This window comes from Lysobacter sp. Soil_C_59, assembly GCF_057656415.1.
This window is the reverse complement of sequence record NZ_JBDGKK010000002.1, coordinates 617,468-640,710: the sequence shown is the minus strand read 5'-3', so window position 1 is coordinate 640,710 and position 23,243 is coordinate 617,468. Positions and strand designations below refer to the sequence as shown.

Sequence of the window (23,243 nt, the reverse complement as noted above, 5' to 3'; positions counted from 1 at the left end):
CGGTGGCGAGTGCATCAAGCCAATGCGCCGGCATCCGTCGCAGCCGGCATCGCCAATGACATTCGCTTGTCGCCGAAGGAGTAGGCCATGAACCGTATCGCGTGGATGTCGTGCCTGGTCGCGCTTGCTTTGGTGCCTACCGGCTGCAAGCGTTCCGCGCCGGAAGCAACGCCTCCGTCAGCGTCGGCAACACCGTCAACTCCCGCGCCCGCTAAAGCCGCCTACAGCGACCAGGACATCAGCGACGCCTGGATCTACCTGCTCGGTCGCCTGCTCGTCCTGCGCCAGCAGAAAGCCGACCTCGCCGAAGGCTTCAAGTGGAATGAAATGGTCCATCGCAAGCCCGGCGCAGTGGACTGGCCGAATCCGAACCTCGATGTCGCCTACTCCGAAGCCTGGGTCGCCGTCGACGAGGACAGTTGCACGATCGTGACGGTACCCAAGGTCAGCAAGCGCTACTACACGGTGCAGTTCCTCAATGGCTGGGGCGAGACGGTGGCGAACATCAACGAGCGCACGCAGGCGGCGCGCCCGGCGGGCGATTTCGCCGTGTGCCTGCAGGGCGCCAATGTCACGTTGCCGCCGAACACGACACGAATCGACGTGCCGGTGAAGTACATGCGCGTGCTGGCGCGGGTGGAACTGGGCGACAACTGGGACCAGGCCGTCGCCTTGCAGCACAAGTTCGCGATGAAGGCGACGGGAGCCACGACGCCGCCGGCGCTGCCCGAGACGCCGGCCTTCGACGTCCAGCACCTGCCGGGCGTGGAAGCCTTCGAGAACGCACCGGCCATCCTCGACAGCGAGCAGGACATCAATGCCGGAATGGACGCCGTCGCCGCGAAAGTGCGCGCGATAGCGGCCGGGATCCAGGACCCCGCCGAGCGCGCGCGCGTCGACAAGGTCATCCGCGAGAAGGCACAGGCCGACCTCGGCAAGGCCTCGGCCACCATCGGTCACGGCACGGTCCGCAACCACTGGGTACGCCCAGGCGTGGCAGGCACGTACAACGACGACTGGCTCGGTCGCACGCTGGTCAACCTGGGCGGCATCTGGGCGAACCGGATGGACGAGGTCGTCTACTACAAGGGCAACCTCGACGGCGATGGCGCGCAACTCAATGGCAGCCATACCTACACGATGACCTTCCCGAAGGACGACCTGCCGCCGAAGTACGCGAACTACTTCTGGTCGGTGATCGCGGTCGATCCTGTGTTCGCCCGCGTGCTGCCCAATCCGAAGAACCGCTTCCTGCTCAACCGCGAGTCGGGACTGAAGTACAACGCCGACGGTTCGCTCACGCTGTACTTCGCGCCGGAGAAGCCGGCGGACGCGCCTGATCCGAACTGGCTGCCGACGCCGGCCGGCAAGGACTATCGCCTGACCTTCCGCTTCTATGGACCGAAGGGCGGCGTCGCGGACGGAAGCTACTTCCCGCCGCCGCTGGTCAAGAAGTCCTGAAAATTCGGGACCTGGCTGCTGCCCTCAGCGGCGCAGCGGCCCGGGACCGAACTGACCCGGCATGGGTCCACGCATTGGCATCGGCGCCGACATCGGCCCTGGGCCCGGCCCGTAGTAACCGGGCCCGTTGTAGTAACCGGAGCCGTAGCCCGGTCCGAATACCGGCCCGTCGAACTGGCCGATGCTGATGTTGAGGCCGAGGTGGCCGGTATCGCCGTCGTCGGTGGTGTAGGTGCGGGTCATGTTGATGTCCGCCGCCTGGTAGTTGCTGTTGCCACCGTGCTCGGACCAGCCCACCCCCACCTCCATGCTGCCGTGCACCTGCCAGGCGCCATCGCTGTCCTGGCCCGGGACAGGCAGGTTGCCGTGCCAGCCGCCGGGCGGCGGATTCTGGTAGTCGGCGGCGTTGACGAAGGCAATCGGCGCGGCGGGTACGCTCAGGTCGAGCGTACGGGCGGCGTCCGCACTGTCCTGCGCGATGACCGGTGTGCAGGCGAGCAGGCCGCACATGAGCAGGAGACTGCGTGTCGTGACCGGTTTCATGGCGTGCCTGGGGGTGGGAACCGCGCGCTGCGGACGTTCAAGCTAGCAGCAACGGGTTGAATGGCCGCTGTCGGCGAACGGCCAATCGACGTCAACCCCCGGCCCAGCTCCGCTTACTTGCCAGCCGGCTGCAGCCAGTACGAATATTTTCCGACCAGTTCCAGCATGCGCGCCTGGAAGTCCGGGTCGTCACGGCCGATCGTGCGACCCAGCTCGACGCGGTCGAGGAAGAACTGGTCGAATCCGCCGGGAGAGAAGGTTGCCAGCAAGCTCACCGGCTTGTCGTCCGCACTGCCCTGCGAATGGGCGGTGCCGCGAGGAATATGGACGAACGAACCTGCAGGCAACACGTGCGAGACGCCTGCCATGTCCAGTTTCAGCGTCCCCTCCAGCACATAGAAGCTCTCGTCCATGTTGGGATGCAGGTGCGGCGGTGTCCGGTAATCGCCCGACTCGGTCAGTTCCAGGACCGAGTAGTCGCCACCGGTCTTCGACGACGGCACCAGCACGCGCAGGGTGCCCCCGTCGTAGGCCTGGCTGGGCGACTGCGCAGGCGAGACCGCCATCGGCGACTTTGCGGTGGACGGTTCGGCACCGTTGGCGGGGAGCAAAGCCGAGAGCGCTGCGATCAGGGCGATGCTGCGTGCGAAGCAGGTGGCGTTGGACATCGATTCTTCCCGGCTGTGTGGCAGTACCGGCTTCAAACGTGCGCACCGCCGACGACAGGCCGCACTTCAGGCGCCGATGTCGATGCCCTTGACCAGGCGCGCCGCCAGCCGCTTGTTCTGCAACTGCGTCAGCCACCACTCCAGTGCCCGCCCCTGGTGGTCGCCGCGCCAGGCGACATAGAGCAGATTGGGTTCGCGCGGATCGGCCATCTGTTTCTCCACCAGCTCGCCGCGCTTGAGCAGGCTGGCGACGCGATCGCGCGGCAACCAGCCAACGCCCAGCCCTTCGCGCTGCGCCTGCACCTTGGCCGCCATGCTGGGCACTGCCAGCGATGGCTGCCCGCCAAGAACACCGTAGCCGCGTACATCGACGCGCCGCGACGTGTCGGCCACCACCACTGCGCGGTGCTGGAGCACCGAGGCCGCGTCCACCGGTTCGGTGGCCCTGGCCAGCGGATGACGCGGCGACACCGCGAACACCCAATCCATCACGCCCAACTCGAACCAGCGCAGGCCGGGAATGACCGGTGGTTCGTTCGTGGCACCCACGACCAGGTCGGCGCGGCCGTCGCGCAATGCGTCCCAGGTACCGGTCAGGACTTCGTGGGTGATGCGCAGCGTGACGCCGGAGTTCAGTGCATCGAAGGCCCGAACCACCGGCAGCAGCGTTTCGAACTCGAGGACTTCGTCGGTGACGATCCACAGGCGATCCTCCCAACCTCCCGCCACCTGTTTGACCCGCTGCGTCAATCGCGACACATCCAGCATCAGTCGGGCCGCTTCCTGCGCGAGCAGATGGCCGGCCGGCGTGAGCTGCAGGCGGTAACGGCGACGATCGAACAGCAATGCGTCGAAACGCGCTTCGAGCTGCCGCGCCGCATGCGACACCGTGGAGGGCGCCTTGCCCAGCCGGGCCGCGGCGCGCGACAGGCTGCCGCTTTCGCGGATGGCTTCCAGCAGCGCCAGTTCGTCGCCCGACAACATGTTCGATACCTTCGAACGAGTTCGTCGTGATTGTGGCACGGAAAGCGCCGAGAGCCACGCCAGTATGGCCTCACAGCAATCCGCTGGCTCCGAAGGACTTCCCATGAACCGCTTCACCAACAAGACCATCCTCGTCACCGGCGGCAGCAGTGGCATCGGCCTGGCCGCCGCCCAGGCGTTCGTCGCCGAAGGCGCCCGCGTGGTCATCACCGGCCGCGACGCCACCGCGCTCGAACAGGCCCGGGGCGCTCTGGGCAGCCAGGCCATCGCCGTGGTCAACGACGCCGGCAACACCGCCGATGCCAGGACCCTGGCCGCAACGCTCGCAGCCAGCGACGTGCGCCTGGACGCCGTGTTCGTCAACGCCGGTGCGGCGAAGTTCGCCGCCTTCCCGGACGTCGACGAGGCGCTGTGGGACCAGATCTTCAACACCAACATCAAGGGCCCGTATTTCCAGGTGCAGGCGCTGCTGCCGCTGCTCAACCCGGGCGCATCGATCGTCATCAACGGCTCGATCAACGCACGCATCGGCATGCCCAACACATCGGTGTACGCCGCCAGCAAGGCCGCCGTGATCTCGTTGGCGAAGACGCTGTCGGCCGAGCTGCTGCCGCGCGGCGTGCGCGTCAACGTGCTCAGCCCGGGACCGGTTGCGACACCGATCTACGGCAAGCTGGGCCTGGATGCCGCCACGCTGGAATCCACCGCGGCACAGATCCAGAACCAGATCCCGCTGGGCCGCTTCGGCACGCCGGAAGAGATCGCCGCCACGGTGCTGCATCTGTCCTCGCCCGAATCGGCGTTCATCGTTGGCACCGAAATCATCGCCGATGGCGGGATGAGCCAGCTCTAGGCGTTTTCACGTCCATGGTCCACCCACGCGATCACCCCACACCCGGAGAACGTCATGAACACTTTGCTGCGTCCCATCCGACGCGCCGCCACCGCACTGCTGATGCTGGCTGCCATCCAGGCCAGTACCGCCGTCGCCGCCGGTAGCGATTCGATCCAGAGTCATTCCGCCGACGTCAACGGCGCCACCCTCCACTACCTGGAGGCAGGCAAGGGCACTGGAACCCCGGTCGTGCTGCTGCACGGCTATGCGCAGACCAGCCACATGTGGCGCCCGCTGATGCGCCAGCTCGCCGATCGCCACGTCGTGATAGCACCGGACCTGCGCGGCGCCGGTACGTCATCCAGGCCCGACAGCGGTTACGAGAAGAAGAACCTGGCCCAGGACATCCACGCCCTGGTGAAGGCCAAGGGCTATCCCAAGGTGAAGATCGTCGGTCACGACATCGGCCTGATGGTGGCCTATGCCTACGCCGCGCAGTATCCGGACGAGGTCGAGAGCATCGTGCTGATGGATGCGTTCCTGCCCGGCGTCGGCGACTGGAGCAAGGTCTGGCTGCTGCGCGACCTGTGGCATTTCCACTTCTACGGCGAAACGCCACTGAAGCTGGTCGATGGCCGTGAGCGGATCTACTTCGAGCACTTCTGGAACGACTTCGCCGCCGACCGCAACCACTCCGTGTCCGAGACAGACCGCCAGTTCTACGCCGCCGAATATGCGCGACCGGGCGGCATGCGCGCCGGCTTCGAGTACTTCAAGGCATTTGAACAGGACGCCAAGGACTTCGCCGAACTGTCACGGACGAAACTGCCGATGCCGATGCTGGTGCTGACCGGCGAGAAGGCCTCGGGCCCGTTCCTGATCGAACAGGGCAAGCTGGTGGCGACGAACGTCGAAGGCGTGGTCATCACCGGCTCGGGCCACTGGCTGATGGACGAAGCGCCGGAACAGACGATTCCCGCGCTGGTGTCGTTCCTCAACCGGTAAGCACTTCGGGGCGGGGCTTCGACAGTCGAAGCCCCTGTGCCGGCGCCTCAGCCGCGCCAGTTCGCATGCGTGCGCCAGAACTCCACGCTGCGCAGGTAGGCCTCGCGGTCCAGCGGCACGCCGGAGCCGCCTTCCTCCACGCCCAATGCGTTGCGCATCACGGTGATCGGGGCCATCGGGGTCTCGACCGGCTCGGCTGTGTACATGCAGCCGACCACGCCATGATCGGCGGTGATGTGCGTGCCCTCCTTCGCCAGCTGCTCGCGGCTGTAGAGGATGACGATCAGGTAGTCGGCCACCGGCGGGTCGATGCCTTCGAACCAGCGCACCAGCACCGGCAACTCGCCGCGCGTGCGTTCCTCGTAACCCGATCGCAGCAGGTGGCGGTTGTCGTCGGTGATCGGTACCGCCAGGCAGCGCGTCGATGTCCAGTTGCGGTGCACGTGCAACTTGCAGAACGGCGCATAGCCGTCGAGCACCATCATTGGCGGCGTTTCGTTGAGGTGCCGCTCGAACTGCGCGGGCGTGCAGTCCTGGATGGTGTTGCGCCGGGGTTCGCGCGGAAACAGGCGGGGGCGGGCGAAATCGGTGAGGACGATGGACATGCGTGGTGGTGAGGTCGGGACCACCGCCATTATGGTTCAGGGCGCCGCGAACGCGGCCTGGACCGCAGCGATGCTCACCGGCTTCTGCAGCACGTCGTCGAAACCGTTGTGGATCAGCGATTCCATCTCTTCCGGCAACACCGATGCGGTGTACGCCACGATCCGCAGCGGGCCCTGTTGCACCTTGCGCAACTCCAGGCAGACCTGGCGGCCGTCCATGCCGGGCAGGCCGATGTCGAGCAGCACGGCATCGAACGGCTGGCGCTGGAAGCACTCCAGCGCCGACTCGCCGTTGTCGCATTCCACCGCCTCCCAGCCGACGCGCTCGAGGATCGCGCGGGCGAGCTTGCGATTGACCAGGTCGTCATCGACGATCAGTACCTGTGGCATTGCCTGTGCCCTCGTTGGTTACGCCGTGAACCGGTGCTCCCGCGCGTGCCGCGCGAGGTCCTGCCACCGGGATCCAGAAAGTGACGGAGGTGCCGTGCCCCGGTTGCGAGGTGGCTTCGATCTCGCCGCCATGGAGGGCGATCAGCTCCCGCGAGAACGCCAATCCGATCCCGGCCCCGGCCTGGCCCCTTGACGCTTCATCGCGCCCTTCACTGAAAGGCTGGAACAGCCGGCTCTTGATCTCGTCGGTCATGCCGATGCCGGTATCGGACACGCGCACGCGCGCTTCTCCGTCCAGGGCGAACAGTTCCATCGTGACGTGGCCCGCGCGGGTGAACTTGATGGCGTTGTGCAGCAGGTTGTTGAGGACTTCGCGGATGCGTACAGCATCGCAGGTGATCCGCTCCGGGAAATCCTCGGCGACGTCGACGCGAAACTCGAGCCCCTTCTGCCTGGCCACGATGGCGTGCATGCGCGACACGCTCATTGCGACCTGGCGAAGATCGACTTCGCCCGGCCGCAGCTGCAACGTGCCGTTCCGCAGCTTGGCCAGGTCGAGGATCATGTTGACCAGGTCCAGCAGGTGGCTGGAACTGTCATGGATGTATTCGCCGTACTGGCGCTGTTCGGGCTCGCCGGCGGTGGTCTTCACCAGCTCGGAGAATCCCAGGATGCCGTTGAGCGGCGTACGCAGGTCATGGGAGATCTTGGCCAGGAAGGTGGACTTGAGCTCGTTCGACTGCCGTTCGGTCGCGGCGAGCCGTTGCAGCGTGCGCTTCTGACGCCGGGCCAGCACCGCCGCCAGGATGGTCAGCAGGCCGACGCCCACGGTGAAGGCGGTGGTGCCAATCAGGTAGATCCGCCGGTGCAGGTCGAAGTCGACCAGGGCGTCCTGGCGCGACATTCCGACGACGATGATCAACCGGTAGTCGTCCAGGTACCCGCCCGACCACAGTCGCGGAGTGGCGTCGACTTCGGGTACCGGAACCTTTTCGATGGTGCCGTCCTCAAGCCGCTTGATGACCTGGTGCTTCGGCAGCCTGGCCGCCGGCACCTGGGCACCGCCGAGCAACGCGACGCGAACACGTCCGTCGAGCCCCAGGATCGCGGCGACGTCCCTGGCGCCCAGTTCGATGGTGCCGAACTGGCGCGCCATCGGCCCGACATCGATTTTGCGCAGTCGGCTGAGGATCTGTTCGGGACGCACTCTCGCCGCCACGTCACCGACGAATGAGCCATCGGGCCGCAGGATCGGACGACTGACAACGAGCGTGTCCGGGCTGCCTGCGCTTGCCGGCAGCGGCGTGGAAAGGGCTGGTCGATCCACGACCGAGCCGGCGGGGATGGCCGCAGGGAACCAGTCGGAACCGCCCGTCACGTTGCCCACGGCCAGGCGGTTGGAGGCATCCAGGACCGCCACTTCGGTGTTTGCGTGCTTGCGGAAACCGGCTTCCTGCAGCAGGCGATCGATGTCGATGTCCTTGCCGTGGGCCAGGTAGGCCGCACGAACCACTCGCAGCATCTGATCGATGTCATCGAGCCGGTGCAGCGTCTGTTCGGCGAACGAGCGGCTCATCGCATTGGCCTCGCGGTAACCTTCGACGAGGGCGCGATTGCGGTCCTTGGAGATCTGGCTGTAGGTGACGCCCCAGGCGAAGAAGATCATCAGCGGCCCGATCAAGAGCATCAGCAACGCCGGGTCGACACGGCTGGACCAGCTCCTCAAGCGGCGCCTCAACCGCGATTCGCGACGGTCGCTCGGCGCATTCACGCTACTGCCACTCCACGCGCCAGCCCAGTAGCGCTTCGGTTTCATCGCCCAGGCTACGGTGTTCGATCGCGAAGGTGATGGCTTGCCTGTGAGGCAGAGGCCACACGCCCCGGAGGTGGGTGATGAAGTTGTCCGGGTCGACGCCGTAGCCAATGCCGCCGGTCAGCTGCATGCGCTCGCGTTCCCAGGTCAGGTCCGCGACGTAGGTCGTGTTGTCGTCGCCAACGTCCGGTTGCGCGTAATAGCCGATCAGCGTCGCGTATGTGTGTTGCGAAGTCGGCACGCTCAGGCCGACGTGCCAGAGCCGGTCGTCCTGCGAGGTGGCACCGAACTGCTGGCGCACGCCGGCAAAACCCTGCACCTTCCCGCCCAGGCGATGGCCGACGTTGAGTTCGACGCGCTGCGTGTCCTGGGCGATGTCGTATTGCCGGTACTCGTAGGCGACCTCCCAGAAGTGCTGGCCGGGAACGCGCCGCAGCCAGCTGACGCGACCGCTGTTGGACGGCAGCACGCTGGGATCGAGCGGGTTGGACGAAGCCAGCTCGCGATCGTTGTGCTCGTACCTGAAGTTGAACGCATCCCTCGCATTGGCGGCGATTTCCAGCTGCGCCACGGCGCGGTTGGAGTTGCCTGGCGCCAGGTCTTCCCGTCCCGCGGCCAGATCGAGTCGATAGCGCCATCCCAGCGCGAGTGCGGCCAGGCCGGCGCGCACGTCCGGATTGTCGGGATGCGCCGCCTGCAGCGTTTGCAGGCGTTCGCGGGCCTCGCCGTAGCGGCGCTGTTGCAGCGCCACCATCGCCAGCCCGGTCTGCGCTTCCTGGTCGTCGGGATCGGCCGACAGGAGTTCGCGGTAAATGGCTTCGGCCTCGTCGGGGCGGTACTGCTGGCGGGCGACACGCGCCAGACCGAGGCGTGCCGGGCGCGATGACGGATCGGACTGCAGCACCTGGAGGTAGAGGGCACGGGCCTGTTCGGGTCGTTGCTGGAACTCGTAGGTCACGGCAAGTTCGAGCGTCGGCGCCAGCTCGCCCGGCGCCTGCTGGTGCGAGCGTGTCAGTGCCGCGATCGCGTCGGCCAGTCGTCCGTCATCGCGTGCAAGCACGCCAGCGAGCAGGTCAACGCGATGGTCATCGCTGCCAGCGGCCCGACATTGAACAAGCAACGCATCGATCTGCGCGACGGGGCGAGCTTGCTGCTCCATCAGTTGCTGCGCCTGGTCGATCTGGCATTGCGATGCCGGGGCTTGCGATGGCTGAGCTTGCGATGCGTGAGCCTGCGACGACGCAGCCAGAGCGGCCAGCAATGGCAAGGTGACGACGTTCATCGCGCCATCCAGTAGCGAAGCACGACCAGACATGCCAACAGCGCGAGGATGACGATCTCGGCGTACAGCAGGCGTCGCTCGCGCCGCATGTCGGCCTGCACGATCGTCGAGAAAGCCGTGGTGTCCGGATCGTTCATTCCAGCTGCCTCACCTTGCCGGTCTTCACCGTCTTGTCCCAATGGCGCTCGGCACCGCGCAGTTCGTACACATAGGCGGTCAACGAGACGGCACACAACACCGGGCCAATGCCCACCAGCGCCAGCAAAGGCCGCACCAGCCAGGCCGGCGCGCCCGCGCGTTCAAGCCGGTACAGCCCCCAGCCGGCGGCCATGCATGCGCCGACCCAGGCGTACAGCACCACGACGAGGACGGCGCGCCAGTCCCAGTCCGCGCCGATCGACGGGAACGCCTGCACCAGCGGTTGCAGTCGTTCGGGAAACACCGACCAGGCCATCAGGGCGACCGACATGAAGCCGGGAAACAGAACGCCTTCCAGCCACGCACGTTTCGCCGTATGCGGGTCGATGACGCAGCACATCAGCAGCTGGAACAGGTAAACGAAGACATTGGTCAGCCACAGCACGCGGAAGGCGTGCCAGGCCCACGACGGGTCGAGGAACAACAGACTCAGGCCGCCGACCATCGCCATCAGCATCAGGATCGGGGTCAGCACGGTCGCGAACCAGATCAGGCCGAACACCCAGCCACCGATGCCGCGATGCGAGAACGGGCGGAACCAGGCATGCCGGAACGCCCAGCTCAGCTGCAGGTTGCCGCGGGCCCAGCGCAGGCGCTGCTTCCAAAGGCTTGTGAGCGCATCGGGTTCTTCGGCCCAGACCACTGCGCTGGGGTCGAACAGCGCGCGCCGGCCACTGAGTTCGGTGAGGAACGTGGTGTAGGTGTCCTCGGCCAGGGTCGAGGTGTCGATGGCGCCACCGATGGCGATGAGGTTCTCGCGCGAATGCAGCTGCGCGCCACCGGCGACGCAGGCCATCACGCCCATCACGTTCTGCGCGCGGCGCGAGGCCGCCTGCGCGGTGATGTACTCGAAGGCGATCGAACGCGAGACGAACCCGCCCGGATCGCTGCCTTCCTTGATGTACGCCGTGATCGCGCCGACCTTGGGATCAGCCAGGTGCCGCACCATCCGGGTCAGGGCATCGCGCGAGTACTGCACATCGGCGTCGGTGATCAGCACCGCCTCCATCCAGTCGTTGTCCAGCACGTGCGCCAGTCCGTAGTTCAGCGTGTGCGCCTTGCCCTGCCCGCCCTTCTCGCGGCGAAGATGGAACACGTTTCCCGGATAGCGCAGCGCGGCGGCCTGGGCCAGCTGCGGTGTCTGGTCGGTGCTGGCGTCATCGATCACGTACACGCGCAAGGCGTCGCGCGGATAGTCGAGCGACATCATGTGCTCGATCGTGTTGTCGATGACCAGGCCTTCGTTCCAGGCCGGGATCAGCACGGCCACGCGCCGGGTCACCGGCGCACATTTCGGGTAATGGTTGCGCACGCCATGCAGCCCGACCAGCAGGAACTGGATCAAGGCGGCGAGCTGCGGCGCCGCGCCCAGGAACACGGCGGCCACGCACACCCATACCCAGACTTCCTGCATGCGCGTCGCCTCCGCACCGTCCGCGGGCACGCGCCCGTTCATGACGCTTGCTCTTTACCACAACCGCCGAGTGCTTCCCGCGAACCGCGCGCTTCCCACGGGCTTTCGGCGCGTGAAGGTCGCCGTCACGAACAAGCAGATAGCGTTTCATCGCAGCTGAGCTGAATCCGAAATCATGCGAGTGCTAATCACCGGTGCAGGTGGTCCGTCGGCGGTCAGCGTCTGGAAATCGCTGGCCGGCGAGCATGAGCTGTTGCTCGCCGACATGGACCCGGATTCGCCCGGTCTCTACCTGGTGCCATCGTCCCACCGCTTCCTGATCCCCGGCGGCGAAGACCCCGCACTGGTTCCGGCCTTGCTCGAGCTGTGCCGGACGCAATCGATCGACGTGCTGATCTCCACGGTCGACGCCGAGCTTGCGCCGCTGGCCGAGGCCGAAGCGACGTTTGCCGCGATCGGCACGCGCGTGCCGCTGTCGCCGGCGCCGGTATTGCGCCGTTGCCGCGACAAGTGGGCACTGTTGTCGCACCTGTCGGGCAACCCGGCCACGCCCAACTGCGTGGCGCTGACGGCGGACACGCTGCCGGCGATCACGCAGTTCCCCTGTTTCGCCAAACCGCGCGCCGGATCGGGCTCACGCGGCATCGCGATGATCCGCAGCAGCGAAGACCTGGCGGCGCTGCCCCAGGATGGCTCCTACCTCGTGCAGGAATTGCTGCCAGGCCCTGAGTTCTCGGTCGACGTGTACGTGAACCAGCGCGGCGAGCTGGTCGCGGCGGTGCCGCGCGAGCGCATCCGCACCGATTCGGGCATCGCCATCACCGCGCGCACGGTGCACATGCCCGAGCTGATGGAGTCGGCCGCCGCCATAGCGCTTGCCGTGGGCGTGCGCTATGTCGCCAATGTCCAGTTCAAGCAGGCCAGCGACGGTCGCTTCAAGCTGCTGGAGATCAATCCGCGGTTTCCCGGCAGCTTGCCGCTGACCGTCGCTGCCGGTGTCGACATGCCACGACTGCTGATGGACGACCTGCAGGGCAAGCCGCTGCCGCCGGGGCCCATGCCGTTCAAGGAAATACTGATGGTCCGCTACTGGACCGAGAAGTACCTGGATCCATCGGAATGGCAGGCGCTGTGCCGCCGTTGAGCGTGCTGCTGGTCAGGCACGCGCAAACCACGGCAAATGCCGGCGAGGTCACGGAAAACCATGCCGATATCCGCCTCACCGCACTGGGCGAGCAGCAGGCGCGCGATGTCGCGATCGCCGTTGGCCAGCCGCCGCCGGACCTGATCGTGGTGTCGCCGTTCCGACGCACGCTGGACACCGCCATCCCGCTGATCCGGGCGCATCCGACGGTCGCCGTCGAGACCTGGCCGATCGAGGAGTTCTCGTACCTGTCGCCGGCGCGGGCGGATCGCACCAGCCCGGCCGAGCGCAGGCCGATGGTGGCCGAGTACTGGGATCGCGCCGACCCCTCGTACGTCGACGGGGCGGGCGCGGAGTCGTTCGCGCATTTCGTCGAGCGCCTGCGCAGGTTTCACCGGCGCCTGTGGCAACACAGCGGGCGCGTGGTGGTGTTCGGCCATGGCCAGTTCCTGCGCGGTTTCGTGCTCGGGCTGCATGAAGGCTTTTCCGAAACGCGCGAAGCGATGCTGCGTTTCCGCCAGGCCGAGACCACCTCGCCGGTGCGCAATGGCGAGATCATGGCCGTGGCACTGCCGCCGCCGGGCGAGTTGATCCATGGCGGTAGTAGCGATGGGCGATAGCAGCAATGGGCGGTAACGGCGACCTCGACCTGGCCGCTGCCGCCAGGCTGCTGGGCGACGAGCAGCTGGTGCCGCTGGTGGCAGACGCATTCGCCAGTTCCGCCCCGACGCTGCTGCAACAGTTGCGCCAGTCCGTCCTCGCCGACGATCAGGCGCAAGTGCGCCGGCACCTGCATCGCCTGACCCCGACCTTGGCGCTGCTCGCCAGCCAGGACCTGCAGGATCAGTGCGAGCGCGTGTTCGCGTTGTGGCGTGCGCCGCGCACCGCGGAACGGGAGGCGCGTTCGCTGGCCCTGGCCGATCGCCTGGACGCGCTGGCTCTCGAGGCCGCGCAATGCGTGAATCGATCAGGCCAGGCCGCGCCCTGAAGCACAGCCGGTTTCACTGCCCGACTCGCTGCCGGATCACTTCCAGCGGCTCGGCCATGACGTAGCCTGCAAACCTGCCCCAGTAGCGCGCCGTGGCCACGATCAGATCGGGGGCGAGGTACTCACGCAACGCCGTCTGGCTGGAGTAGGCGTCGATCGCCTCGAGCTTGCGCGTCAGGTGATCGGTGATGTCGATGAACAGACCCGGGCGGAATTCGACCGTGGCCGAGGGCGTCTGGTAGCAATAGAGCTGGCCGACACCACGGGCCGCCACCATGGTCGCGCGATACGTGTTGCGATGGTCCTGATGGGTGTCGTACTGCGAGTGCGTGTAGACGTGCGTCGGATCGACCTCGTCGATTGCCTGCTGGATCAGCTCGATGCTGGCGCCGCCTTCGGGAACCCGGGTGTCCTGCAGGTCCCCCAGGATCAGCCTGGCGTGCAACAGGCCGGCGGCGGCACGCGCTTCGTGGGCACGGATGCGGGCATCACCGCCCTCCGCACCATGGCTGAGGGTGAGGATGGTCACTTCGTCCTGGCGTGCGGCGTGCATCGACAAGGTGCCGCCGCAGCCGATCTCGACATCGTCCGGGTGCGCGCCCACCGCCAGCACCGAGCGGCGCTCCTGCTGCCGCCGGCGGCGCGTGAGCTGGGTGAGCTTGCGCACCTGCTCGAGGAACTCTTCCCTGGCGAAGGGCTTGAAGAGCAGGCCGTCGGCATCGTTCTGCAATGCGGTGCGCGCGTACTCCGCGCTTACCACGCCGGTCATCACCAGCACGCAGGTCCACTTGTGCACAGCCTTGACCGCCTGGATCAGTTCCAGGCCGCTGCCGCCGGGCATTTCGACGTCGGTGATCACCAGGTCCCAGTTGCGCGTCGCGATTGCCGCGCGGCCCTGGATCGCATCGGTCGCCAGCGTCACCAGCGCCTGCTCTCCCTCCTCCAACCACTGCCGCACGATCACCGCGTACTCGGGGCTGTCTTCCACCACCAGTACCTGGAGTGGCTGGGCGGGACGCGTGGCCACAGGCGCCTACAGCACGCGTTCGAGCTTGCGCTGCAGTGCCGTGGCTTCGGCCGCGCAATCGCGATCGGGCGCCAGGCCCTGGCTGCGTACGGCAGCGATCTCCGTCCTGGCCGCGGCCATGTCGGCTTCGAAGGCCGGGTCGGCGTGCAGACGGGCGACCGTGCCGGCGCCCATGAAGCGGCCTTCGAGGATGTCGCTTTGCCAGTGCACGTTGCAGACCAGCCGGCTCTCGCCGAAGGTACGGCCGCGCGCGAGTATCGCGTTGGCGCGGTCCGGCGCGAGCTCGGCGAGGATCAAGGCCCAGGCCCAGCCGATGGTGGTGTGGCCGGACGGATAGGAACCGTCCTTGCGCAGCGCGGCCTCTTCGTCGGGCGTGCAGCTGGCGTCCCTGGCGAGCACGAACGGTCGCGTGCGGTTGTACTGGTTCTTGGCGCCGTAGGTCGACAGGCCGGCGTCGACCATGCTGCGCTGGAGCAGCATGTACAGGCGCGGCGTTGCCTGCTTCGACACCGGGATGCCCAGCGCGCACTCGAACGTGCCCGCCGCATGCGGGAAATGCAGGTCGGCATCGCTGATCGCCTGCTGCCAGCGTGGCGTGCCGCGCAAGGTGATCGCCTCCTCGCGCACGGCCTGGTCATGGGCAAATGCGGCCGAACCCGTGGCCGGTGGCGCCGGCACCAGCGCCAGGCTGTCGAGGTATTGCTCCTTGCGCAGGTAGCCGGCCGGTATGCCCGGGGCGATTTCCGGGACGGCGGCGGGCGCAGGGGCGGCAGGTTCTGTCGCTGCGGCGGTGGCGGTCGCGCCGGTTTTTGGCGCCTGGCTTGCGCAACCGGCGAGCAGGGTGGCGCTCAAGGCAAGGCAGAGGGCGGCGATTCGGGGGCGCATGTCCGTGCTCGCATGGATTGAGAGCACAAACCTTCCCGGCGTCGCGGTGAAAACACCGTGAGGTGCGTGCGCCTAACGAGCACGGTGGCAAGGTCGGCCAATGCTGTGCTGGCCGGACACGTTATTGTGGCGGCCCGACCGCTGCCCGGAATCGTTGATGCCCGCTCCTGCCGCTCCAGCCACTGCGACGACCCGGCTCAGCCACGCGCTCAAACCCCGGCAGCTGATCATGATGGGGCTGGGCAGCGCGATCGGCGCCGGCCTGTTCCTGGGTTCCGGCGTCGGCGTGCAGGCGGCCGGACCGGCGGTGCTGATCTCCTACCTGGTCGCCGGCGCGCTGGTGATCATCGTGATGAACGCCCTGGGCGAGATGGCCGCCGCCAAGCCGGCCAGTGGCGCGTTTTCGGTGTACGCCGCCGATGCGATGGGCGCGACCGCCGGCGCGACGGTGGGCTGGTTGTGGTGGGCGCAACTGGTGATCGTGATCGCGGCCGAGTCGGTCGGCGCGGCCGGGTTGCTGGCAACGGTGTGGCCTTCGTTGTCGGTGCCGCTGGCGTCGCTGACCTTCATGCTCTTCTTCACCGCCATCAACCTGATGGGCGTGAAGAACTTCGGCGAGTTCGAGTTCTGGTTCGCGATCCTCAAGGTCGTGGCGATCATCGCCTTCATCCTGATCGGCGTCGCGCTGCTGCTGGGGCTGCTGCCCGAGGTCGCATCGCCGGGCCTGTCGAACTTCGTCGACCATGGCGGCTTCGCGCCCAAGGGCCTGGCCGGTATCGGCGCGGCGTTGCTGGTGGTGGTGTTCGCCTTCGGCGGCACCGAAATAGTGGCTGTCGCCGCGGCCGAGACCGAGGATCCCGAGCGCAGCATCGCCCGCGCGATCCGCACCGTGGCCTGGCGCATCCTGGTGTTCTATATCGGCTCGCTCAGCGTGATCATCGCGGTGGTGCCGTGGACGAGTCCTGCGCTGTCGTCGCCGTTCGCGGCGGTGCTGGAGGCGGCAAAGATCCCCGGCGCGGCCACGGCAATCACGCTGATCGCGGTGATCGCACTGCTGTCGGCGCTCAACGCCAACCTCTACGGCGCCTCGCGCATGATCCATTCGCTGGCCGAGCGCAGCGAGGCACCGCGCTGGCTGGCGCGGGTGAACGCCCGCCACGTGCCGGTGGCTGCGGTGCTGTCGTGCGTGGTGTTCGGTTTCATCGCAACCGCTTTCGAGCTGCGCTACCCGGGCAAGGTGCTGCCGGTGCTGCTCAACGTGGTCGGCTCGACCTGCCTGCTGGTGTGGACGATCTCGTTGCTCTCGCAACTCATCCTGCGTCGCCGCGCCGACCGTGCCGGCACCAGGCTGCCGTTCCGGATGCGCGGCTTTCCGTACCTGACGGTGATCGCGCTGGCGATCCTGGGCTTGATCTTCCTGCTGTTGCTGTCGGGATCCGACACGCGGATCCAGTTCCTGTCGATGCTGGGACTGACGCTGGGTATTGCGGCGATCAGCGAGATCGCGCGACGGCGGCGGGCATAAGCCCAATGTGGCCCCTCTCCCGTTGACGGGAGAGGGGCTCCTGCATCAGTTCTCGTACGCAGTTTCGCCGTGCGAGGTGATGTCGAGACCTTCGCGCTCGGATTCTTCCGACACGCGCAGGCCGACCGTGTACTTCACGATCAGGAAGGCCACCAGCGCGACCACGCCCGACAGCACCACGGTCACCAGCACGCCCTGAAGCTGGATCCACACCTGCGAGGCGATGGAGTACTCAGGCAGCGCGGTCTCGGTGACGTAGTCCCAGATGCCCGAACCGCCCAGTGCCGGCGAAGCGAACACGCCGGTGAGCAGCGCGCCGAGGATGCCGCCGATGCCGTGCACGCCGAACACGTCCAGTGCGTCGTCGGCGCCGAGCAGGCGCTTGAGTCCGTTCACGCCCCACAGGCACACCGCACCGGCAAGCGCGCCGATGATCATCGCGCCGCAGATACCGACGAAACCCGCCGCCGGGGTGATCGCGACCAGGCCGGCGACCGCACCTGAAGCCGCACCCAGCATCGACGGCTTGCCCTTGCTGATCCATTCCAGCGCCGTCCATCCCAGCACCGCCGCTGCGGTGGCGAGGAAGGTGTTGACGAAGGCCTGCGCGGCAACCGCGTTGGCTTCCAGCGCCGAGCCAGCGTTGAAGCCGAACCAGCCCACCCACAGGATCGAGGCACCGACCATGGTCTGGGTCAGGTTGTGCGGCTTGATCGCCTCACGCCCGTAGCCCACGCGCTTGCCGATCACGTACGAGCCGACCAGGCCGGCAACCGCGGCATTGATGTGCACCACCGTGCCGCCGGCGAAGTCGAGCGCGCCCTTGGCGAACAGGAAACCGGACTGGGCCAGCACGCCCGGCACGGCATCGTTGCCGGTGAACGCATCCGGGCCCGGGAAGAACCACACCATGTGCGCCATCGGCGCGTAGGCGAAGGTGAACCACAGCACCGTGAACAGCATGACGCCGGCGAACTTCACCCGCTCGGCGAACGCACCGACGATCAGCGCGCAGGTGATGCAGGCGAACGCGCCCTGGAACACGAAGAACACCAGCTCCGGGATGTACACGCCCTTGGTGAAGGTCGCGCCCATCGCCGTGGCGTCCAGGCCCTTGGCGAACAGTCGATCCCAGCCGCCGATGAAGGCGTTGCCGCTGGTGAACGCCAGCGAGTAGCCGTACAGCGCCCACAGCACCGCCACCAGCGAGAACACCAGCAGGCATTGCATCAGCACCGACAGGACGTTCTTGCTGCGCACCAGTCCGCCGTAGAACAGCGCCAGCCCGGGCAGGGTCATGAAGATCACCAGTGCCGAGCACACCAGCAACCAGGCGACGTCGCCTTTATTGGCGACCGGCGCGGCCGCGGCGGCGGCGTCCTGGGCGAGAGCGAGTCCGGGTGTTGCCAGCAGGGCCAATGCCGTCATCAGGCGCGGTTGGCGAAAGGCGTCGACCATCCGGCTGCGCTCGGTGGGAGGCGACACCGGCCCCCCGTCATTCCCGCGTAGGCGGGAACCCAGTGTCGTTGAACTTGTCACGTCGACGTTCCTCTCGATGGCGGTGATGGGCAATGCAGAGTCGCTGGGTCCCCGCCTGCGCGGGGATGACGGCTCCGTGGGGACTGGTCTGAATGTCGGGTCCATGCGCGTCACCTTCACAACGCATCGTCATCGAGCTCGCCGGTGCGGATGCGCACCGTGTGCTCGAGCGCTTGAACAAAAATCTTGCCGTCACCTACCTTGCCGGTGCGCGCGGCCGCCTGCAGGGCTTCCAGTGCCGCCTCCAGCTGCGCTTCGGCGACCGCGCACTCGACCTTGAGCTTGGGCAGGAAGTCGACGACGTACTCGGCGCCGCGATAGAGCTCGGTATGGCCCTTTTGTCGGCCGAAACCCTTTACTTCGGTAACGGTGATGCCGGACACGCCGACTTCGGTGAGCGCTTCGCGCACCTCGTCGAGCTTGAACGGCCTGATGATCGCGGTGATCAGTTTCATCTCGCAGCTCCGTGGGTTTGGATGGCTCTCTGCTTTCAGAACGTCTTGGTCAGGGTCAGCACCACGGTGTCTTCGCCGAGGTAGTTGCCGTAGCGGTTGGTGTAGAGCGCTTCCTCGGCGTCGGTGTCGAGGTAGGCCAGGGCGATCGCGAAGCCGCCGTCGAAGGACTTGGTGACGCCGAGCTTCCAGTCGACGTACTCGAAGTCCTCGTTGTTCTCGATCCACTGCTTGCCGGCGTGGGCGTTGAGCGTCCAGGTGGGGACGAACTCCCAGTTCACCGCGGCGTCGAGATAGCCGCTGCCGTCAGAGTCGGCGTAGCCGAACAGATCGGTCAGGGCGTAGGAGTACTTGGCGGCGAACACGCCGGCGCTGATGCCGAAGTAGATCTCACCGGTGTCGGGGCTGTTGAAGCCCGAGGGATAGTCGCCGGGATACCAGTAGTACAACGCGCCGACGTCGAAGCCCACGCTCTCGCCGAACTTGCCACGGTAGCCACCGTAGAAGTCGAGCTCGACGCTGTTGGAAATCGAATCCGGTGAGACGTTGGTGTCCGACAGCCAGCTGACGTTGCTGCCCCAGCTGCCGACGTAAAAGCCGCTGTCGGCGGCATACTCGATGCCACCCTGCAGGGCCGGTTCCTGGTTGTTCTGCGAGATGCCGCGGAAAAGATAGTCACTGGTCAGTGCCAGTGAGCCGGACGTGCCGGCGTGTGCGTTGGCCATCCCCATGCCCACGAGCGCGATGGAAAGGACGGTTGCAGCGCAGGTCTTGCTTGCAGTGGTTCGAGACGACATGACGCAGGCTCCTCATAAGCGGTGGCCCCTCCCCGGTCATTGCTTCGTGCTCTTGCAACGCGGACGTTGGTGTCGTCTCCCGCGCCATCACCGGGACGCACTTCGCCTTGCGGCGGGCGCAGCCCGTCGATTCGGTTTACCTCGTGGGTTGGTTGAAACAGTTCGAGCAACCCCCCCCTGCATTCGCAGGGGAGGGAGCGGAGCGATCAGACGGTGTAGTACATCTGGTATTCGAGCGGGTGCGTGGCGGCGCGGAAGCGCGTCACTTCCTGCATCTTCAGCGCGATGTAGCCGTCGATGAAGTCGTCGGTGAACACGCCGCCGGCCTTGAGGAAGTCGCGATCCTTGTCGAGTGCTTCCAGCGCCTGGTCGAGGCTGTGGCACACGGTCGGGATGTTCTTCTCTTCTTCCGGCGGCAGGTCGTACAGGTCCTTGTCGCTCGGAGCGCCCGGGTCGATCTGGTTCTTGATGCCGTCCAGGCCGGCCATCATCAGCGCGGCGAAGGTCAGGTAGCCTGACTGGATCGGATCCGGGAAACGGATCTCGATGCGGCGTGCCTTCGGGTTTGCCACGAACGGAATGCGGCAGCTGGCCGAACGGTTGCGGGCCGAGTAGGCCAGCATCACCGGCGCTTCATAGCCCGGCACCAGGCGCTTGTAGCTGTTGGTGCCCGAGTTGGTGAAGGCGTTGAGCGCGCGGGCGTGCTTGAAGATGCCGCCGATGTACCACAGCGCCATCTGCGACAGGCCGCCGTAGCCGTCGCCGGTGAACAGGTTGACGCCGCCCTTGGCCAGCGACTGGTGCACGTGCATGCCGCTGCCGTTGTCGCCGACGATCGGCTTGGGCATGAAGGTCGCGGTCTTGCCGTTGCGGTGGGCGACGTTCTTGATGACGTACTTCATCGTCATCAGCTCGTCGGCCTTCTTCACCAGCGAGTTGAACTTGGTGCCGATCTCGCACTGGCCGGCGTTGGCCACTTCGTGGTGGTGCACTTCCACTTCCATGCCGACCAGTTCCAGGGTCTTGCACATCTCGGCGCGCAGGTCGTGCAGCGAGTCGAGCGGTGCGACCGGGAAGTAGCCGCCCTTCACCATCGGGCGGTAGCCGGTGTTGCCACCGTCGTACTCGCGGCCGGAGTTCCAGTGCGCTTCTTCCGAGTCGATGTGGAAGAAGGTGTGGCCCATTTCATTGGCGAAGCGGACCGAGTCGAAGATGAAGAATTCCGGCTCCGGGCCGAAGAAGGCCTGGTCGGCGATGCCGCTGGACTTGAGGAAGGCCTCGGCGCGCTTGGCGACGCCGCGCGGATCGCGCGAATAGGCCTGCATGGTCGCCGGGTCGAGGATGTCGCAGGTCAGCACCAGCGTCGGGTCGGCGGTGAACGGGTCCAGGAACGCGGTGCTGGCGTCGGGCAGCAGGACCATGTCGGACTCGTTGATGCCCTTCCAGCCGCTGATCGAGGAACCGTCGAACATCTTGCCGTCCTCGAACAGGCCCGGCTCGACGATCGACTTGGGGAACGTCACGTGGTGCTGCACGCCGCGCATGTCGACGAAGCGCAGGTCAACGAATTCGACCTTGTGGTCCTTGATCAGCTTTTCTACGTGTTCGAGCGACATGGGTACTCCGGGACAGGGGATGACAATTCGGGAAAAGCCGGCCGCGTGGGCCGCACTTGTCTATTACGAAGCAATGAACGTGCCAACCTTCACGCGCCTGTAACGTGCTGATTTGCATAGCGGCGCCGGCACGGAGTTGTACGGATCGCACCATGATGGTGCACTTCTGGGCGCCCTTGCTTCAGCAAGGTGCAAACGGCGATCCGGTATGCTGCCGCGTTCGCGCGCTCCCGAACCCGAGCCTCCCGCAACCTCCTGACCGGCCCACTGCATGACTGACCTGTTCGCCGCCCTGCTGCTCGGCATCATCGAAGGCATCACCGAGTTCCTGCCGATCTCCAGCACCGGCCACCTGCTGATTGCCGAACGCTGGCTCGGCCACCGCAGCGATCTGTTCAACATCTCGATCCAGGCCGGCGCGATCCTCGCGGTGGTGCTGATCTACCGGCAACGCCTGTGGGACCTGGCGATGGGTTTCATCGGCCGCGGCGCCGATGCCGGGCACAGCCCGGCCGGCATGGCGCTGACCCCGGCGCAGGCGCGCGACTACGCCTTCAAGCTCGCCGCCGCGTTCGGCGTGACCGCGGTGCTCGGCATCGTGGTCAAGAAGCTCGGCTTCGAACTGCCAGACCAGGTGACGCCGATCGCATGGGCGCTGGTGCTCGGTGGCGTGTGGATGATCGCGGCCGAGCATTTCGCCGCCAAGCGCGCCGCCAAGCTCGGCGAACGCGCCGCGATCACCTGGACGGTGGCGATCCTGGTCGGCATCGCCCAGGTCGTGGCCGGCGTATTCCCGGGCACGTCGCGCTCGGCAGCCACTATTTTCGTCGCGCTGCTGGCCGGCACGACCTCGCGCGCGGCGGCCACCGAGTTCGCTTTCCTGGTCGGCATCCCGACCATGTTCGCGGCCACCGCGTACGAACTGATGCACGTGCTGGGCAACGGCGAAGCCGCGAACGAGGACTGGACCGCGCTGGCAGTGGCGTTCGTCGCCTCGGCGATCACCGCGTTCGTGGCGGTGAAGTGGCTGCTGCACTACATCCAGAGCCATCGCTTCACCGCGTTCGCGATCTATCGCTTCGTGCTGGGCGCGGCACTGCTGTTGCTGGTGCCGACCGGCAGCTGAATCGGTGCCGGCGCGCCAGGGTGCGCCTTCACCCCGTTTTAGGTCGTCTTGCGTTCCCATTGGCACCCGCAATGGAGACCGCAATGAAACGACTGATGCTGCTTGCCCTTCCCCTGGCCCTCGCCGCGTGCGCGAAGGCGCCGACACCGCCAGAAGCGGCAACCGCGACAACGCCCCCTGCAGCGACAGCGCCGGCGACAACCCCGGTGGCAAGCACCACGATCGATGCCGCCGCGCTCGGCAGCCAGCACTGGCAGCTCGAGCAGGCGGTCGATGCCAAGGGCCAGCGCATCGAGGCGCTGTTCGCCCGCGCCGACAAGCCGTTGCAACTGGATTTCCGCGACGGCCGCGTCAGTGTGAGTAACGCCTGCAACCGCATGGGCGGCGGCTACACGATCACCGGTGACCGCCTGCAGGTGGCGCGCATGGCCGCGACGCTGATGGCCTGCACCGATCCGAAGCTGATGGCACTCGACCAGGCCATCGGCAAGCGCCTGGAGGCAGCGCAGACGATCGCGCTGCGCAGCGATGCCGAGCCGCAGCTGACGCTGACCTCCGCCGACGGCGAGGTGCTGACGTTCCGCGGCGAACCCACGGCCGAAACGCGTTACGGCGGTCCGGGCGAGACCGCGTTCCTGGAGGTAGCGGCGCAGACCAGGCCCTGCAGCCACCCGCTGATCCCGAACAAGCAGTGCCTGCAGGTTCGCGAGCTCCACTATGACGAGCGCGGCATCAAGACCGGCACGCCCGGCGACTGGCAGGCGCTGTACCAGGACATCGAGGGTTACCAGCACACCGACGGCGTGCGCAATGTCGTGCGGGTGAAGCGCTACACGATCAAGAACCCGCCCGCCGACGGGTCCTCGATTGCCTACGTGCTCGACATGGTGGTCGAGTCGGAGAACGTCGCGGCCTCGCGCAAGTAGACGCGCGGGGCGGCAACGTC

25 protein-coding genes are annotated in these 23,243 nt (G+C 66.8%); 10 read left to right on the top strand and 15 right to left on the bottom strand.

Annotated elements, in window-relative coordinates; translation table 11 throughout:
• The first annotated feature begins 87 nt into the window (after positions 1-87).
• A complete protein-coding gene (locus AC3A3Q_RS06360; protein WP_487585419.1) occupies positions 88-1,461 on the top strand; it encodes a DUF1214 domain-containing protein in 1,374 nt (457 codons plus the stop codon).
• A 24-nt stretch (positions 1,462-1,485) separates the two neighbouring features.
• Here AC3A3Q_RS06360 and AC3A3Q_RS06355 read toward each other — a convergent pair whose 3' ends face one another.
• From AC3A3Q_RS06355 to AC3A3Q_RS06345, 3 genes are all read right to left on the bottom strand, one after another.
• Complete coding sequence (locus AC3A3Q_RS06355; protein ID WP_487585418.1) at positions 1,486-2,004, bottom strand: hypothetical protein; 519 nt, start codon at positions 2,002-2,004, stop codon at positions 1,486-1,488.
• Between the two features lie 113 nt (positions 2,005-2,117).
• Entirely contained in the window at positions 2,118-2,672 is a 555-nt protein-coding gene (locus tag AC3A3Q_RS06350; RefSeq protein WP_487585417.1) for a cupin domain-containing protein, read from the bottom strand.
• Positions 2,673-2,738: 66 nt separating this feature from the next.
• Complete coding sequence (locus AC3A3Q_RS06345; protein ID WP_487585416.1) at positions 2,739-3,656, bottom strand: LysR family transcriptional regulator; 918 nt, start codon at positions 3,654-3,656, stop codon at positions 2,739-2,741.
• 103 nt (positions 3,657-3,759) lie between these two features.
• Between AC3A3Q_RS06345 and AC3A3Q_RS06340 the strand changes: the two genes are divergently transcribed.
• On the top strand, positions 3,760-4,509 hold the full coding sequence (locus AC3A3Q_RS06340) for an SDR family oxidoreductase (RefSeq protein ID WP_487585415.1): 750 nt from the start codon (positions 3,760-3,762) through the stop codon (positions 4,507-4,509).
• A gap of 54 nt (positions 4,510-4,563) precedes the next feature.
• Entirely contained in the window at positions 4,564-5,496 is a 933-nt protein-coding gene (locus AC3A3Q_RS06335; RefSeq protein ID WP_487585414.1) for an alpha/beta fold hydrolase, read from the top strand.
• A 47-nt stretch (positions 5,497-5,543) separates the two neighbouring features.
• Here AC3A3Q_RS06335 and AC3A3Q_RS06330 read toward each other — a convergent pair whose 3' ends face one another.
• The 6 genes from AC3A3Q_RS06330 to AC3A3Q_RS06305 all read right to left on the bottom strand — a co-directional run bounded on the left by AC3A3Q_RS06330 (position 5,544) and on the right by AC3A3Q_RS06305 (position 11,198).
• Positions 5,544-6,101: a DUF3228 family protein gene (locus tag AC3A3Q_RS06330; protein ID WP_487585413.1), complete on the bottom strand. Its 558-nt coding sequence runs from the start codon at positions 6,099-6,101 to the stop codon at positions 5,544-5,546.
• Between the two features lie 36 nt (positions 6,102-6,137).
• The gene (locus tag AC3A3Q_RS06325) at positions 6,138-6,491 is read right to left on the bottom strand and encodes a response regulator (RefSeq protein WP_487585412.1); all 354 of its coding nucleotides are present in this window, start codon (positions 6,489-6,491) and stop codon (positions 6,138-6,140) included.
• Positions 6,466-8,178, bottom strand: a complete 1,713-nt coding sequence (locus AC3A3Q_RS06320; RefSeq protein ID WP_487585411.1) for a sensor histidine kinase — start codon at positions 8,176-8,178, stop codon at positions 6,466-6,468. The genes AC3A3Q_RS06325 and AC3A3Q_RS06320 overlap by 26 nt, the downstream gene beginning before the upstream one ends.
• Positions 8,179-8,263: 85 nt before the next feature.
• Positions 8,264-9,586, bottom strand: coding sequence for a tetratricopeptide repeat protein (locus AC3A3Q_RS06315; protein ID WP_487585410.1), 1,323 nt, complete (start codon positions 9,584-9,586; stop codon positions 8,264-8,266).
• Positions 9,583-9,723, bottom strand: coding sequence for a hypothetical protein (locus AC3A3Q_RS06310; RefSeq protein ID WP_487585409.1), 141 nt, complete (start codon positions 9,721-9,723; stop codon positions 9,583-9,585). The genes AC3A3Q_RS06315 and AC3A3Q_RS06310 overlap by 4 nt, the downstream gene beginning before the upstream one ends.
• On the bottom strand, positions 9,720-11,198 hold the full coding sequence (locus tag AC3A3Q_RS06305; protein WP_487585408.1) for a glycosyltransferase family 2 protein: 1,479 nt from the start codon (positions 11,196-11,198) through the stop codon (positions 9,720-9,722). The genes AC3A3Q_RS06310 and AC3A3Q_RS06305 overlap by 4 nt, the downstream gene beginning before the upstream one ends.
• On the opposite strand from AC3A3Q_RS06305, the gene AC3A3Q_RS06300 reads away from it, so the two are divergent.
• From AC3A3Q_RS06300 to AC3A3Q_RS06285, 4 genes are read left to right on the top strand one after another with little or no spacing between them, the layout of a single operon-like run.
• A complete protein-coding gene (locus AC3A3Q_RS06300; protein ID WP_487585407.1) occupies positions 11,197-11,358 on the top strand; it encodes a hypothetical protein in 162 nt (53 codons plus the stop codon). The two genes, AC3A3Q_RS06305 and AC3A3Q_RS06300, sit on opposite strands and share 2 nt — an antisense overlap.
• Positions 11,359-11,373: 15 nt before the next feature.
• Positions 11,374-12,342, top strand: coding sequence for an ATP-grasp domain-containing protein (locus AC3A3Q_RS06295; RefSeq protein ID WP_487585406.1), 969 nt, complete (start codon positions 11,374-11,376; stop codon positions 12,340-12,342).
• On the top strand, positions 12,318-12,962 hold the full coding sequence (locus AC3A3Q_RS06290) for a histidine phosphatase family protein (protein ID WP_487585405.1): 645 nt from the start codon (positions 12,318-12,320) through the stop codon (positions 12,960-12,962). The genes AC3A3Q_RS06295 and AC3A3Q_RS06290 overlap by 25 nt, the downstream gene beginning before the upstream one ends.
• A 5-nt stretch (positions 12,963-12,967) precedes the next feature.
• On the top strand, positions 12,968-13,330 hold the full coding sequence (locus AC3A3Q_RS06285; RefSeq protein WP_487585404.1) for an Hpt domain-containing protein: 363 nt from the start codon (positions 12,968-12,970) through the stop codon (positions 13,328-13,330).
• Between the two features lie 13 nt (positions 13,331-13,343).
• Here AC3A3Q_RS06285 and AC3A3Q_RS06280 read toward each other — a convergent pair whose 3' ends face one another.
• Both AC3A3Q_RS06280 and AC3A3Q_RS06275 read right to left on the bottom strand, forming a co-directional pair.
• A complete protein-coding gene (locus AC3A3Q_RS06280; RefSeq protein WP_487585403.1) occupies positions 13,344-14,357 on the bottom strand; it encodes a PIG-L deacetylase family protein in 1,014 nt (337 codons plus the stop codon).
• A gap of 6 nt (positions 14,358-14,363) precedes the next feature.
• Complete coding sequence (locus AC3A3Q_RS06275) at positions 14,364-15,242, bottom strand: acid phosphatase (RefSeq protein ID WP_487585402.1); 879 nt, start codon at positions 15,240-15,242, stop codon at positions 14,364-14,366.
• Between the two features lie 157 nt (positions 15,243-15,399).
• Between AC3A3Q_RS06275 and AC3A3Q_RS06270 the strand changes: the two genes are divergently transcribed.
• Positions 15,400-16,767 carry an amino acid permease gene (locus AC3A3Q_RS06270; RefSeq protein WP_487585401.1) on the top strand — a complete coding sequence of 456 codons (1,368 nt, stop codon included), beginning with the start codon at positions 15,400-15,402 and terminating at the stop codon, positions 16,765-16,767.
• Positions 16,768-16,812: 45 nt separating this feature from the next.
• On the opposite strand, the gene AC3A3Q_RS06265 is transcribed toward AC3A3Q_RS06270, so the two are convergent.
• The 4 genes from AC3A3Q_RS06265 to glnA form a co-directional block, all read right to left on the bottom strand.
• Entirely contained in the window at positions 16,813-18,195 is a 1,383-nt protein-coding gene (locus AC3A3Q_RS06265) for an ammonium transporter (RefSeq protein WP_487585521.1), read from the bottom strand.
• A 227-nt stretch (positions 18,196-18,422) separates the two neighbouring features.
• Positions 18,423-18,761 carry a P-II family nitrogen regulator gene (locus AC3A3Q_RS06260; RefSeq protein ID WP_487585400.1) on the bottom strand — a complete coding sequence of 113 codons (339 nt, stop codon included), beginning with the start codon at positions 18,759-18,761 and terminating at the stop codon, positions 18,423-18,425.
• 35 nt (positions 18,762-18,796) lie between these two features.
• Positions 18,797-19,555 carry a TorF family putative porin gene (locus tag AC3A3Q_RS06255; RefSeq protein ID WP_487585399.1) on the bottom strand — a complete coding sequence of 253 codons (759 nt, stop codon included), beginning with the start codon at positions 19,553-19,555 and terminating at the stop codon, positions 18,797-18,799.
• Between the two features lie 206 nt (positions 19,556-19,761).
• Entirely contained in the window at positions 19,762-21,171 is a 1,410-nt protein-coding gene (glnA, locus tag AC3A3Q_RS06250) for a type I glutamate--ammonia ligase (RefSeq protein ID WP_241917733.1), read from the bottom strand.
• A gap of 271 nt (positions 21,172-21,442) precedes the next feature.
• Here glnA and AC3A3Q_RS06245 point away from each other — a divergent pair, with 271 nt between their 5' ends.
• Entirely contained in the window at positions 21,443-22,297 is an 855-nt protein-coding gene (locus AC3A3Q_RS06245; RefSeq protein ID WP_487585398.1) for an undecaprenyl-diphosphate phosphatase, read from the top strand.
• Between the two features lie 83 nt (positions 22,298-22,380).
• Positions 22,381-23,223, top strand: a complete 843-nt coding sequence (locus tag AC3A3Q_RS06240) for an META domain-containing protein (protein WP_487585397.1) — start codon at positions 22,381-22,383, stop codon at positions 23,221-23,223.
• The last annotated feature ends 20 nt before the right edge of the window (positions 23,224-23,243 follow it).

What these genes read in the sequence shown, in the direction of transcription:
- AC3A3Q_RS06335 (WP_487585414.1), top strand. Translation starts at nt 4,564, where the DNA reads ATGAACACTTTGCTGCGTCCCATCCGACGCGCCGCCACCGCACTGCTG.
- AC3A3Q_RS06240 (WP_487585397.1), top strand. Translation starts at nt 22,381, where the DNA reads ATGAAACGACTGATGCTGCTTGCCCTTCCCCTGGCCCTCGCCGCGTGC.
- glnA (WP_241917733.1), bottom strand. Translation starts at nt 21,171, where the DNA reads ATGTCGCTCGAACACGTAGAAAAGCTGATCAAGGACCACAAGGTCGAA.
- AC3A3Q_RS06270 (WP_487585401.1), top strand. Translation starts at nt 15,400, where the DNA reads ATGCCCGCTCCTGCCGCTCCAGCCACTGCGACGACCCGGCTCAGCCAC.
- AC3A3Q_RS06330 (WP_487585413.1), bottom strand. Translation starts at nt 6,101, where the DNA reads ATGTCCATCGTCCTCACCGATTTCGCCCGCCCCCGCCTGTTTCCGCGC.
- AC3A3Q_RS06315 (WP_487585410.1), bottom strand. Translation starts at nt 9,586, where the DNA reads ATGAACGTCGTCACCTTGCCATTGCTGGCCGCTCTGGCTGCGTCGTCG.
- AC3A3Q_RS06320 (WP_487585411.1), bottom strand. Translation starts at nt 8,178, where the DNA reads ATGCTCTTGATCGGGCCGCTGATGATCTTCTTCGCCTGGGGCGTCACC.
- AC3A3Q_RS06360 (WP_487585419.1), top strand. Translation starts at nt 88, where the DNA reads ATGAACCGTATCGCGTGGATGTCGTGCCTGGTCGCGCTTGCTTTGGTG.
- AC3A3Q_RS06255 (WP_487585399.1), bottom strand. Translation starts at nt 19,555, where the DNA reads ATGTCGTCTCGAACCACTGCAAGCAAGACCTGCGCTGCAACCGTCCTT.
- AC3A3Q_RS06310 (WP_487585409.1), bottom strand. Translation starts at nt 9,723, where the DNA reads ATGAACGATCCGGACACCACGGCTTTCTCGACGATCGTGCAGGCCGAC.
- AC3A3Q_RS06265 (WP_487585521.1), bottom strand. Translation starts at nt 18,195, where the DNA reads ATGACGGCATTGGCCCTGCTGGCAACACCCGGACTCGCTCTCGCCCAG.
- AC3A3Q_RS06300 (WP_487585407.1), top strand. Translation starts at nt 11,197, where the DNA reads ATGCGCGTCGCCTCCGCACCGTCCGCGGGCACGCGCCCGTTCATGACG.
- AC3A3Q_RS06245 (WP_487585398.1), top strand. Translation starts at nt 21,443, where the DNA reads ATGACTGACCTGTTCGCCGCCCTGCTGCTCGGCATCATCGAAGGCATC.
- AC3A3Q_RS06355 (WP_487585418.1), bottom strand. Translation starts at nt 2,004, where the DNA reads ATGAAACCGGTCACGACACGCAGTCTCCTGCTCATGTGCGGCCTGCTC.
- AC3A3Q_RS06260 (WP_487585400.1), bottom strand. Translation starts at nt 18,761, where the DNA reads ATGAAACTGATCACCGCGATCATCAGGCCGTTCAAGCTCGACGAGGTG.
- AC3A3Q_RS06275 (WP_487585402.1), bottom strand. Translation starts at nt 15,242, where the DNA reads ATGCGCCCCCGAATCGCCGCCCTCTGCCTTGCCTTGAGCGCCACCCTG.
- AC3A3Q_RS06350 (WP_487585417.1), bottom strand. Translation starts at nt 2,672, where the DNA reads ATGTCCAACGCCACCTGCTTCGCACGCAGCATCGCCCTGATCGCAGCG.
- AC3A3Q_RS06345 (WP_487585416.1), bottom strand. Translation starts at nt 3,656, where the DNA reads ATGTTGTCGGGCGACGAACTGGCGCTGCTGGAAGCCATCCGCGAAAGC.
- AC3A3Q_RS06295 (WP_487585406.1), top strand. Translation starts at nt 11,374, where the DNA reads ATGCGAGTGCTAATCACCGGTGCAGGTGGTCCGTCGGCGGTCAGCGTC.
- AC3A3Q_RS06340 (WP_487585415.1), top strand. Translation starts at nt 3,760, where the DNA reads ATGAACCGCTTCACCAACAAGACCATCCTCGTCACCGGCGGCAGCAGT.
- AC3A3Q_RS06290 (WP_487585405.1), top strand. Translation starts at nt 12,318, where the DNA reads ATGGCAGGCGCTGTGCCGCCGTTGAGCGTGCTGCTGGTCAGGCACGCG.
- AC3A3Q_RS06285 (WP_487585404.1), top strand. Translation starts at nt 12,968, where the DNA reads ATGGGCGGTAACGGCGACCTCGACCTGGCCGCTGCCGCCAGGCTGCTG.
- AC3A3Q_RS06325 (WP_487585412.1), bottom strand. Translation starts at nt 6,491, where the DNA reads ATGCCACAGGTACTGATCGTCGATGACGACCTGGTCAATCGCAAGCTC.
- AC3A3Q_RS06305 (WP_487585408.1), bottom strand. Translation starts at nt 11,198, where the DNA reads ATGCAGGAAGTCTGGGTATGGGTGTGCGTGGCCGCCGTGTTCCTGGGC.